Below are 10,912 nucleotides of genomic sequence, written 5' to 3'. Positions count from 1 at the left end.
AAACGCCAGCCGGAAATTAGCTGACAAAATGTCCGACACCCACACGGGGGTATGAGCACCGGAACCAAAATTAATTGGCACTGACATTCATCGACACACTATTGAGTTCTCAAAGAACAGGCGCACAAACCATCGGGCCGGATTCCCGACCTTCTGGAGAGGCAACTTTTCCACCTTAACCACCCCGACCCGCAGAGTCAAGTCCCCGGGATCGTGTCGGTCGAGCTGGGCTGTCAGGCGCTCTTCCGTCCAACCTCGTGTCCCGGCCTCTCGGCCCGGTCGGTGTCCGTGTCGCTCTGACGTTGAATAAGTTACGTGTCGGATAACGGATCGTCAAATCCCCAAGACAGCGCGAGTCGACGCTGGTCAGCGGGCCGCGATCCGGGCGTCGCCCGACCTGGGCCACCGTGATGTGACCCAGGTCATGACGAACCTCAGCGGCCGGCCCGCCGCACCCCGGCGAAGTTCTTCTTGCCACGGCGCAGCACCAGCCAGTTCCCGTGCAGGAAGTCCGAATCGCCCGGCGTCCATTCGGGATCGGAGATCCGCGTGTTGTTCACCGACGCGCCGCCCTCGTTGACCGCGCGCCGAGCCGCACCCCGGCTTTCCGACAATCCAGCCGCCACCAGCAGGTCGACGATCGTCGCGCCCTCGGTGGCCGCGGCGATCGCGCCCTCGCCCGCGGCCTCCGACAGCGCCGCCGACAGGGTGGCCTCGTCGAGCTCGTGCAGATCGCCGCGCCCGAACAGCGCCTGGCTGGCCAGCTGCACCGCGCGGGTATTCGCCTCGCCGTGCACCAGATTCGTCATCTCCGCCGCCAGTCGACGCTGCGCCTCCCGCGCGTGCGGCCGCTCCTCGGTCGCCTTCTGCAACTCGTCCAGCTCCTCACGCTCGAGGAAGGTGAACCAGCGCAGGTAGCGCACGACATCGGCGTCGGCGGTATTGACGAAGTACTGGTACCAGGCGTACGGGCTGGTCATCTCCGGATCCAGCCACAGGCTGCCGCCGCCGGTGGACTTGCCGAACTTCTTGCCGTCGGCGGAGGTCACCAGCGGCACCGTCAGCGCGTGCACGTGCTCGCCGTCGACGCGGCGGTTCAGCTCCACGCCCGCGATGATGTTGCCCCACTGGTCCGAGCCGCCGATCTGCAAGCGGCAGCCGTGCTCGCGGCGCAACTGCAGGTAGTCGTTCGCCTGCAACAGCATGTAGCTGAATTCGGTGTAGGACATGCCGTCGGTCTCGAGCCGCCGCTTGACCGTCTCGCGCGCGAGCATGACGTTGACCGAGAAGTGCTTGCCGACATCGCGCAGGAAGTCGACCGCACTCAGCGGGCCGGTCCAGTCCATATTGTTCGCCGTGATCGCACCGGTCTTCGGATCGTCGAGATCGACGAAACGCTGCAGCTGGCCGCGAATCCGCTCGGCCCAGCCCGCCACGGTGTCGGACGCGTTCATGACGCGCTCGCCAACGTCACGCGGATCGCCGATCAGGCCGGTGGCTCCACCGGCCAGCACGATGGGCCGATTACCCGCCTGCTGGAAACGCCGCAGGGTCAGCAGGGGAACCAAGTGGCCGGCGTGCAGGCTCGGCGCGGTCGGGTCGAAGCCCGTATAGAGCGTGATCGGGCCCTTCGCCAGTTCCGATCGCAGCTCGTCCAGGTCGGTGGACTGCGCGATCAGGCCACGCCAGGTCAGTTCCTCGATGATGTCGACGCTCACGCCGTCCTATCTTTCCGCACGGGCTTTCGGTACCCATGCACAGGTCCGCCGCCGATTGTCATCGGCGGCGGACCTGAGGTCGAGCCAATATTCAGCGCGTCACCCGGACACCGCGCTCGGATGCGATCCAGGCGAAGATCACCGCCAGGATCAGCGGGAAGGGGACCATCGCGGGGGCATCCATCAGAAACGCCTGCGTGGCGGCCGCGCAGACCATGGTGATGGACAGGCCCGCGGCGGCCAGACCCGACAGCCGCGGGACCAGCAGGCCGATACCGCCAGCGAGCTCGACCAGCCCGGTCAGGTAGCGGAACCAGTCACCCCAGCCGATCTCGTCGAAGACGCGCACGGCGTCGGATTGACCGACCAGTTTGGGCAGGCCGGAGGCGACGATGAAGAACACGCCCAGCAGGATCTGCAGAGTCCACAGCACGCGGCTGCGGATCTTGCCGGGGGCCTTGACGGAGATGGTGGCGGAGATGGCGGTCATGTCGTTTCCTCTTCGATGCTGATCGTTCGCTGTCGAACGCGCTCACCACCTAGCACGGGGAGCACCGCGCGAACTCATCGCTCAGCCGAAGGTCTGTTTCAACGACGTCAGATGAACCCGGCTCGCCGAGGCCGCGGCCACCGCGTCGCGGCGGCGAATCGCATCGAGCAGGACCTCGTGCGCGTGGTGGTCGGCCTGCTCGTCGGGCAGCGGACGGATCTTCAACATGTCGACCATCGCCCGGCGCGAACGCGGGATGAAGGCCTCGAACATCCCGGTCAGGATGTCGTTGTGTGCGGCGGCGACGACCGTGCGGTGGAAGGCGGTATCGGCATCGACCAGATCCTCGACCGAGGTCGACGCCTCGGCCCGAGCCGCCAGCGCCTTCCACATGGCGCGCAGATCGGCCGGGGTGCGCCGGGTGGCCGCCAGGGCCGCGCACTCGGTTTCGATGGCGAGCCGAGCCTCGATGACGGCCACGATGTCGGCACGGCGCAGGATCGTGTCCCAGCCCTCGGCGACATCGAGCGCGGTGACGAAAACGCCTGCGCCCTGACGACTTTCGAGCACGCCCTTTCCGGACAGCTCGCGCACGGCCTCGCGCAGCGTCGACCGGCCCACGCCCAGCTGGGCCGCCAGCGTGGTCTCCCCCGGCAGTTTGTGTCCCAGCGGCCATTCGCCCGCCCGAATCCGCTGTAGCAGAAGGTCGGCCGCCTGCGCGGCGAGCGGATGCCGCTGTACGTGCGCCAAGACTCGGTTACCTCTCTACTTGTCTGAGGAGTCGTCGGCAGTTAGTGTATGCCACATGCGTTCTGGTCTGATTCTCCTCCGCCGCCGCGGCGGGGTCTGATTCGACCGGCGCCCTGTCCGCGGGTTGCTCTGTCGCGCCGGTCCTCTCCCTCCGACGCGAAAGCGATCAGTCCATGTCCTGGAATCGTCAGCAGCCCTCCGTCATGCCGTCGCACCGGTATCGCTCTGTGTACGAACGGGTTTCGGTCCCCCTCACCGATCGGTGCTGGCCGTCGAACCGGATCACGACGGCGCCCCTGTGGGTTCCGGTCGATCTGCGCGACGGCAATCAGGCCCTGGCCGAACCGATGGATCCCGAGCGCAAGCGCATCTTCTTCCGAGAGCTCGTGGCGATGGGCTACAAGGAGATCGAGGTCGGCTACCCCAGCGCCTCGCAGACCGACTACGACTTCGTCCGGCTGATCGCCGAGTCCGACCTCGCTCCCGAGGACGTCACGATCGTGGTCTTCACCCCGGCCCGGCCCGAATTGATCGCGCGCACCATGGATTCGGTGCGCGGCATCCGTAACGACGTGGTGATCCACATGTACGCGGCCACCGCGCCGGTGTGGCGGGAGACCGTGCTGGCCCTGTCGCGCGCCGAGCTGACCGAGCTGGTGGTCACCGGCGGGCGCGCCGTCGCCGCGGCCGCCGGTGATCGGCCGAACATCCGCTTCCAGTTCTCCCCCGAGGTCTTCATCCTCACCGAGCCGGACTTCGTACTGGAGCTGTGCGATCGGATGACCGCGCTGTGGGACGCGTCGCCGGAGCGGCCGGTGACGCTGAATCTGCCCGCCACGGTCGAGGTCGCCACGCCCAATGTCTATGCCGACCAGATCGAATACATGCATCGCCACCTGTCCCGCCGCGACGGCGTGATCCTGTCGGTGCACCCGCACAACGATCGCGGCACCGGCGTCGCCTGTGCGGAGCTGGCGGTGCTGGCGGGGGCGCAGCGGGTGGAGGGCTGCGTGTTCGGCAATGGCGAGCGCACCGGCAATGTGGATCTGGCTATCCTGGCGCTGAACCTGCATGCGCAGGGCGTCGATCCGATGGTCGACTTCTCCGATATCGACCGGATCCGGCGCACGGTCGAGCACTGCACCCGGATGCCGATCCACGAGCGCCATCCATATGTGGGCGACCTTGTCTACACCGCGTATTCCGGCACCCATCAGGACGCGATCAAGAAGGGCTTCGCCGAACACCGCGCCCGCGCGGCGGCCCAGGGCCGAGACGAACGTGAAATACCGTGGCGCGTGCCGTATCTGCCGATCGATCCCGCCGATGTCGGCCGCTCCTACGAGGCCGTGATCCGGGTCAATTCGCAATCGGGCAAGGGCGGCATCGCCTATCTGCTGCACACCGAGTACGGGTTCGAGTTGCCGCGCCGGTTGCAGATCGACTTCGCGCGGCACGTCCAGCGGCATGCCGACGAGACCGGAAGCGAGATCTCGGCGAGCACGCTGCGGGAGCTGCTGATGGCGATCTACAGTCCGGACAGCGACCGAATCCGCCTGCTGGACGGGGAATTCGAAGCGATCGCCACGACCGGTGTCGCGGACACCGACAGCGCGCCGCACGCGGGGCGGGGAGCCATCGCACCGGAAATCAACGATCCGCATGCCAGGCAAGGGATCGCCCCCTCGGACATCGCCGATCCGCACGCGGGGCGACGGCCCGTCGCATTGGATATCCACGATCGGCGCGCTGAGAACTGCCGCGTCGCAGTGGAGATCGATGGTCGACGGGTCGCGCGCGAGATCGGCGATATCCGGGCGGTCGATGCCGTGGCGGAGTTGATCGCCGAATACGGCCCGCGCATCGAGATTCTCGCGGTGATAGAACAGGCCATCGATGGAGCGACCTGTGTTGTCTATCTCGAGTATCGGGTTGCCGGGGACAGCCTGTGGGCTATCGGGATCGGGCGGTCACCGGTACAGGCGGTATGCCGGGCGGTGGTCTGTGCCGCTGGTCGAGCCCTGTCGGATTCGACCGAGGCGATGGCGGCGGCGCGCTGAGCCAAGCTATGCCGACTTGTCGATGCGGGGCGCGCGGGGGCTGCGTCGATAGGCCGACACCGCTGCAGAGTCCCGCAGCCACAACCGCCATGGGCGGTCGGCGGCCAGGCTGACGCCGACCCGCGGGCCGACGCCGAGGGCCGACTGGTCGGTGATTTCCGCGGCGAGTTCGAGTCGGATCGGCGACTTGGCGTCGAACAGATCGATGCCGTAGTCGTCCAGGCCGATTCCGAGGGCGCTGCCGAAATTTCCCGGCCCGCGGGCCAGGTCGGCGTCGGTCCGCGCGGCCGGGCGGCGCGAGCGCGCGACATCGTGTCCCGCGATCACCTCGCCCGCCCGGATCAGCACGGCACTGGCCAGTCCGTCGGGCCCGCTGGTGACATTGACGCAGGTGTGCATGCCGTAGCTGAAGTAGACGTACAGGCGTCCGGGCGGACCGAACATGACGGCATTGCGCGGCGTCCGGCCGCGGCCGGAATGCGCGGCCGGGTCGTGCCACGGCCCGGCTGGATCGCCGCCGTACGCCTCCACCTCCACGATCCGCGCCCCGACAGGACCGGACCACAGCGTGGCGCCGAGCAGTCGGCGGGCAGCGGCCAATGGTTCTACGGCAAGTTCCTCGGCAGACACAACGAACCATTGTCCAGATCGGGCCGCGCCGCGCGGTAGCCGGGAACAAACTGGCTACCCCAGCCGTTGGCACTCACAGAGGCCGAGTGCTAAATCACGAGGTCGACGGCACAAATTGAGTTGATAGGAGATTGCTATGGCTCTTGCAGTGCGTAATGGCTGGGATCCGTTCACCGCGCTGGTGCGGCAGTTCGACAGCGACTTCGATTCGCTCGTGCGCCGGGCCTTCGCCGGGTCCGCCCCCGCGCGCACCGGATTCGTCCCCGCCGCCGATGTCACCCGGGACGGCAACGACGTGATCGTCACTCTCGAGCTGGCCGGTGTTCCGGCCGAGGATGTCGACGTGGAGGTCGCCGACCACACTCTGCGCATCAGTGGGCAGCGGCGCGACGAGCGCTCCGAGGACCGGGACGGCGTCGTGATCCGCGAGATCCGCAGTGGATCGTTCCGCCGCGAATTCGCGCTGCCCGACCATGTGACCGCCGATGCGGTCGAGGCCGAGCACGCCGACGGCCTGCTGCGAATCCGAGTCCGCGATGTGGCGGCCCCCAAGCCGGAGCCGCGCAAGGTCGAGGTACGCGGCGCGCGGGCCATTTCGGCCGAATCCGAGCGCACCGAGTGAGTGATCCTCGCACCGGCGCCCGGGGCACCGGTGCGAGGATATTGAAGTCGCGGTGCAGCAAGCACGATGCAGTCGGGCGCAGCCAAAAGGGCCACATTGCGGCGCGGCAAGGGCACAGACGTCGCGGTCCAGCAGAGAACGCCGCAGCCGAGCACGGCCAATAGGGCCACGTTCCGGCTCGACAGGGAAACTGGGCATCGCGGTGTAGCAAAAGAGCGGGAGCTGGGCGCAGCGAAAGAAGGCCGAGTTGCGGTGTGGTAGATGGGTGAGCCGTAACGCAGCTGGGAAGTCGCATGCTGCGCTAAGGCCGACGAGTGAACGTTCAGAGCTCGCAGTACATGACATGTAGGCCGACACGGCCGAGCGTGGGATGACGAAAAGCTCCGGGTACGGTTCCCACGATGTCGAAGCCCAGACGTTCGTAGACATCCACGGCGCGATGATTGGATTCCGCTACGGCGTTGAACTGCATGCCGACGAAGCGGTTTTCCTCGGCCCACCTCATCACATACCGGCACAGGGCCGTGCCGACGCCCCGGCCGCGGGCATCGGCGGCGACCATGAAACTTGCGGTCGATACGTGTGATCCCGGACCCGGCCGATTGGCATACGCGTTGGCGGTACCCACCACCCGATTCTCGGTCGAGGCCACGACGGTGATTGCGGGCGGTCGCATTACCCAAATGTCGTGCGCCTGTTCCTCGGTCATGGCCGGGTCGTAGGTGAACGTGTCGCCGGCTCGCACGATGTCGCGAACGATGGGCCAGACTTGCGGCCAGTCGGCCGGAATGTATTCACGAATCTGCATGGAACACAAGCTATCTCGTGGGCCAGTGCGAGACCTATTCATTAGAGCTCGGGGACGGCGGGTGCGGCTTCGTAGGGCTTGTCGCCGATCAGATTGGTGCGGGCCGCGCGGCATTGGCGGGTGGTTGCCGCCTGGGATGTAGTACTGCCCAGGTCAGGGCGATGGCCAGGGTGAGTAGCACGGTGCTCGAGGTGTATTTCGCTGCCGCGGAGACGCCCTCGGGGATGGGGGTGAGGAAGCCCATGATTGTTTGTCCGACAAGCGAACCCGCGGCGAGGGCACCGATCTCGTAGTTCGTCCAGCTTCGCGTTCGGGACAGCCATGCGATCACGCCGGAGGCGGTGAGCAGCAGGGTCAGCATGGCGACCAGGCCGAGCCAGGTCGGCGGCACCAGGGCGAGGAGAACCATGGCGATCACACCTATCGACAGGGGGACCGCCGGTGGGATACGGCGAGTGGTGGCCTGGCTCCGGGCTGGGCGTCCCAGCGGTGTGCGGGCGAGTGCGATGAGGATCGCGACAGCTGTCAGAATGCTCGCGACCTGTAGGAGATTCGGGGTGTAGCCATAGCTGCGTCGACCGTGGAAATGCACCATGGTGGCGGTGGTCAGCCACAGAGCCAGGAGGACGGCGATTCCGGTGCGGCCGACCAGCGGTCGGCCACGGTGGTCGGGGGCCAGGACGGCCAGCAGCGCCAGTGGGGCGCCGATGCTCATCAGTACGTGCAGAGTCACGTACATGACGGTGTTGTACATGCTGATGCCGAGCGGCTCGACGAGGGTGGGCAGCCTCAACTCGTCCCAATAGGCGACCTCGCTGCTGTGTTCGGCGAACAATGACAGGTCCACCACGCCCGGCATCGCAATACCGAATCCGGCGGCCAGCAGTAGTGTCGCGCCCCAGCCCCGGTGGGTGCGCACGACTATTTCGCGGATGAGCAGCGCCGCGCCACCGTAGAGCGGACCGAGGAACAGCACGCCGCCCAGCATCCGGAGGGCATCTCCGGTGAACGACAGGTAGGCGTACAGATACTCGGCACACACCGGCGCACCGAAGAACACGGCCAGCAACGGCCACAAGCGATTTCGTAACGGAAGCAATCCCCACCCCCTGAACATGGCCTTCCGAGCATTTCTTTAACTGTCTGATCAGTCAATGATAGTCTGCCGACGTGGCCAGAACCGTTGACCCGCAACGTGTTGCCGAGCGGCGCACGGCGATCATCCGCGCCGCTACGAAGCTGTTCGCGACGCACGGATACGAGCGCACCTCCGTCGCGCAGATCGCCAAGGCCGCGGGCCTGAGCTCGGCCGCCGTCTTCTACTACTTCCAGGACAAGCCCGCGCTCTTCCGAGCGGCGGCCGAACTGTCGTTACCCGAGCACGCCGAACTGATCTCCCGCCATGTCGGCCGAACCGACTGTCTCGCGGGGATTCTCGCCATCGCCGAGGGGCTGACGGCCGAGGTGCGCGATCCCACTACACCGGGGTTCATGATCGAACTACTGCGCCGGATGGAGCACGACCCGGAACTGACAGCGGCGATAGCGAGCGACAGCCACCGCAGCGCGGAGGCGCTGACCATCCTGCTGCGCCGCGGTGCCGAACGCGGCGAGTTCGATTCCGGCTTCCCGCCCGAGGAGGTGGCGCGGTGGATTCTCGCGATCGTCGACGCCACCTTCCTCAATGCCGACCCGGCTCGTCCGCATGATCCACGCCCGCTCGTGCGCGCGACCGTGTCTCGCCTGCTGCGGCCGATCGAACCGGAGGTCCGATGAGTGCTATTTCCGCAGCCCTTTCAATTTGTCGGGGTTCACCTGGAAGTAGACGTTGTGGATTCGGACGTCCACGATTTCGAAGCTCAGCGCTCCGATCGGGTGCCCGGCCATCGAAACCAGCAGGCCCAGTTCACCATTGATACGCGCGGCCTCGAGTTCCACACCCGCGGATACCGGCTTCGCCATGGTGCCGACGATCCAGCGGGCCACATGGTCGGGGCCGTGCAGTGGGCGCCGCGCCGCGGTCACCTTGCCGCCGCCGTCGTTCCACAGCGTGACGTCGGGAGCGAGCAGTTCCATCAGGGCGTTGACGTCGCCGCCGTTCGCGGCGGCGAGGAATTTCTGGGTGACCTCCTCTCGGATGGACTCTTCGGCGTCGTAACGCGGCCGCCGGGACTGCACGTGATTACGTGCGCGATGGGCGGTCTGGCGCACCGAGGCCTCGGGTCGGTCGATGAATCCGGCGATCTCGCCATGCGAGAATCCGAAGACCTCGCGCAGGACGAACACCGCACGCTCGACGGGCGCGAGAGTTTCGAGCACGACCAGCATCGCGGTCGAGACATTGTCGGCCAACTCGGCCTCCTGATCGGCGGTCGGTGCGGAGAGCAGTGGTTCGGGAAGCCAGGGGCCGATGTAGGTCTCGCGGGTGGCCCGCGCCGAGGTGAGCCGGTTCAGCGACAGATTGGTGACCGTGCGCACCAGGTACGCGCGCGGATTCTCGATCGAACCCTGATCGGCCGCATGCCATTTCAGCCAGGCGTCCTGCAGCACATCCTCGGCATCGGAGACGCTACCCAGCATCTGGTAGGCGGTGCCGAACAGCAGTCTCCGATGTTCGACGAACGGATCGTCCGGCATATGTCCACACTTCCTCATGGGCGCAGCTTCACCGGCACGGTAACCCGGCGGCTGAGTCCGAAGATCGGCAAGGGGCTGGCGCTGACGGTCGCCTTGTAGAACACCGCCGCCCGGCCCTTCAGGTACCACCGCGCCGGTGTGTCGTCGCCGTGGGTGAACTGGATGACGGCATCCGCGCGGCCCAGGCTCACCGGTTGGTGGAAGTAGTTGAACCGGAATGGGCGCACACTCTTTCCCCGCAGTCGTCGCGCGATGGCGGCGGCCACATACGCGGCGGTGGGCAACCCGCTTTGGCAGGTGCCGTGGATCCGGCCCCAGGGCTGTTGGATCGCCGCGGCGTCACCGACGGCGTAGACGTCCGGATGCGACACCGAGCGCAGTGTGGCATCGGTGACGACCGAACCGGTTGCATCCGTGTCGATTCCGGCCGCGGCGGCCAGTTCCGGCACCCGGGTGCCCGCGGTCCACAGCGTAATATCCGACCGCACCACCTCGCCCGTATCCAGCCGCACGGCATCGGGCAGCACCTTGGTGGCGCGCACGCCGACCTTGCGCACCACGGCGAGCCGATCGAGCGCCCGCTCGAGATGCGCCCGGGCCCGCGGACCCATCATCGAACCGGGTTCGGCCGTTGCAATCAGGGTGACCGCCAACTTCGGGTGGCTCTCGGCGATTTCGGTGGCCGCTTCGATTCCGGTGAGCCCGCCGCCGACGACCGTAACCGCGCCGCCGGTGGCGTCCAGTTCGGCCAGACGCTGCCCGAATCGGTGTGCCGACCGCGGGTCGTCGAGGATCCAGGCATGGTCGCTCGCACCCGGCACCAGATCGGTGTCGGCCTTGCTGCCGAGGGCGTAGATCAGGGTGTCGTAGGCCAGGGTCGCGCCGTCGTCGAGTGTGACCAGGCGTGTTGCCGGGTCGATCACGGTGGCGGCGGCCCGGCGGAATTCGACGCCGGTGCCCGCGAGCAGTTCGGGGATGCGGTGATCGCCCAGCGTCTGCCCGGCCGCGAGCTGGTGCATCCGCAGCCGCTCGGTGAACCGGTCCGAGGGGTTGACCAGGATGATGCGCACATCGTGCCGGCGGGTCCGATGGGCCAGCTGGATCGTGGCCAGCATGCCGGTGTAGCCCGCGCCGAGAACGACGACCCGGTGGGTTGCGGTGGTGCTCATGGTGTCCTCCCGTGGATTGTGGATCGGC

At 67.1% G+C, this 10,912-nt stretch carries 11 protein-coding genes; 3 read left to right on the top strand and 8 right to left on the bottom strand.

Annotated elements, in window-relative coordinates; translation table 11 throughout:
- Positions 1-434: 434 nt before the first annotated feature.
- The 3 genes from tyrS to NDR87_RS33510 form a co-directional block, all read right to left on the bottom strand.
- Entirely contained in the window at positions 435-1,718 is a 1,284-nt protein-coding gene (gene tyrS, locus NDR87_RS33520) for a tyrosine--tRNA ligase (RefSeq protein WP_251917789.1), read from the bottom strand.
- Positions 1,719-1,809: 91 nt separating this feature from the next.
- The gene (locus NDR87_RS33515) at positions 1,810-2,208 is read right to left on the bottom strand and encodes a DoxX family protein (RefSeq protein WP_251917790.1); all 399 of its coding nucleotides are present in this window, start codon (positions 2,206-2,208) and stop codon (positions 1,810-1,812) included.
- An 81-nt stretch (positions 2,209-2,289) separates the two neighbouring features.
- Positions 2,290-2,958 carry a FadR/GntR family transcriptional regulator gene (locus NDR87_RS33510; protein WP_251917791.1) on the bottom strand — a complete coding sequence of 223 codons (669 nt, stop codon included), beginning with the start codon at positions 2,956-2,958 and terminating at the stop codon, positions 2,290-2,292.
- Between the two features lie 203 nt (positions 2,959-3,161).
- Between NDR87_RS33510 and NDR87_RS33505 the strand changes: the two genes are divergently transcribed.
- Positions 3,162-5,018 carry a 2-isopropylmalate synthase gene (locus tag NDR87_RS33505; protein WP_251917921.1) on the top strand — a complete coding sequence of 619 codons (1,857 nt, stop codon included), beginning with the start codon at positions 3,162-3,164 and terminating at the stop codon, positions 5,016-5,018.
- Between the two features lie 6 nt (positions 5,019-5,024).
- Here the strand turns inward: NDR87_RS33505 and NDR87_RS33500 are convergent, their stop codons facing one another.
- Positions 5,025-5,648, bottom strand: a complete 624-nt coding sequence (locus tag NDR87_RS33500; RefSeq protein ID WP_251917793.1) for a DNA-3-methyladenine glycosylase — start codon at positions 5,646-5,648, stop codon at positions 5,025-5,027.
- 136 nt (positions 5,649-5,784) lie between these two features.
- On the opposite strand from NDR87_RS33500, the gene NDR87_RS33495 reads away from it, so the two are divergent.
- Positions 5,785-6,270, top strand: coding sequence for an Hsp20/alpha crystallin family protein (locus tag NDR87_RS33495; protein WP_251917794.1), 486 nt, complete (start codon positions 5,785-5,787; stop codon positions 6,268-6,270).
- A gap of 322 nt (positions 6,271-6,592) precedes the next feature.
- Here the strand turns inward: NDR87_RS33495 and NDR87_RS33490 are convergent, their stop codons facing one another.
- Positions 6,593-7,078: a GNAT family N-acetyltransferase gene (locus NDR87_RS33490; RefSeq protein WP_251917795.1), complete on the bottom strand. Its 486-nt coding sequence runs from the start codon at positions 7,076-7,078 to the stop codon at positions 6,593-6,595.
- 88 nt (positions 7,079-7,166) lie between these two features.
- Complete coding sequence (locus NDR87_RS33485; protein ID WP_251941286.1) at positions 7,167-8,147, bottom strand: hypothetical protein; 981 nt, start codon at positions 8,145-8,147, stop codon at positions 7,167-7,169.
- A 101-nt stretch (positions 8,148-8,248) separates the two neighbouring features.
- Here NDR87_RS33485 and NDR87_RS37790 point away from each other — a divergent pair, with 101 nt between their 5' ends.
- Positions 8,249-8,854, top strand: coding sequence for a TetR/AcrR family transcriptional regulator (locus NDR87_RS37790; RefSeq protein ID WP_251917799.1), 606 nt, complete (start codon positions 8,249-8,251; stop codon positions 8,852-8,854).
- Between the two features lie 3 nt (positions 8,855-8,857).
- On the opposite strand, the gene NDR87_RS33475 is transcribed toward NDR87_RS37790, so the two are convergent.
- A complete protein-coding gene (locus NDR87_RS33475) occupies positions 8,858-9,733 on the bottom strand; it encodes an RNA polymerase sigma-70 factor (RefSeq protein ID WP_251917800.1) in 876 nt (291 codons plus the stop codon).
- Positions 9,730-10,884: an NAD(P)/FAD-dependent oxidoreductase gene (locus tag NDR87_RS33470; RefSeq protein ID WP_251917801.1), complete on the bottom strand. Its 1,155-nt coding sequence runs from the start codon at positions 10,882-10,884 to the stop codon at positions 9,730-9,732. The genes NDR87_RS33475 and NDR87_RS33470 overlap by 4 nt, the downstream gene beginning before the upstream one ends.
- Positions 10,885-10,912 lie beyond the last annotated feature (28 nt).

It is taken from the genome of Nocardia sp. CDC159, from assembly GCF_023740735.1.
GTDB classification, from domain to species: Bacteria; Actinomycetota; Actinomycetes; order Mycobacteriales; family Mycobacteriaceae; genus Nocardia; species Nocardia pulmonis.
Note: the sequence above shows the minus strand (reverse complement) of the source record. Positions and strands in the feature narration are given on the sequence as shown.

What these genes read in the sequence shown, in the direction of transcription:
- NDR87_RS33515 (WP_251917790.1), bottom strand. Translation starts at nt 2,208, where the DNA reads ATGACCGCCATCTCCGCCACCATCTCCGTCAAGGCCCCCGGCAAGATC.
- NDR87_RS33505 (WP_251917921.1), top strand. Translation starts at nt 3,162, where the DNA reads ATGCCGTCGCACCGGTATCGCTCTGTGTACGAACGGGTTTCGGTCCCC.
- NDR87_RS33495 (WP_251917794.1), top strand. Translation starts at nt 5,785, where the DNA reads ATGGCTCTTGCAGTGCGTAATGGCTGGGATCCGTTCACCGCGCTGGTG.
- NDR87_RS33490 (WP_251917795.1), bottom strand. Translation starts at nt 7,078, where the DNA reads ATGCAGATTCGTGAATACATTCCGGCCGACTGGCCGCAAGTCTGGCCC.
- NDR87_RS33475 (WP_251917800.1), bottom strand. Translation starts at nt 9,733, where the DNA reads ATGAGGAAGTGTGGACATATGCCGGACGATCCGTTCGTCGAACATCGG.
- NDR87_RS33470 (WP_251917801.1), bottom strand. Translation starts at nt 10,884, where the DNA reads ATGAGCACCACCGCAACCCACCGGGTCGTCGTTCTCGGCGCGGGCTAC.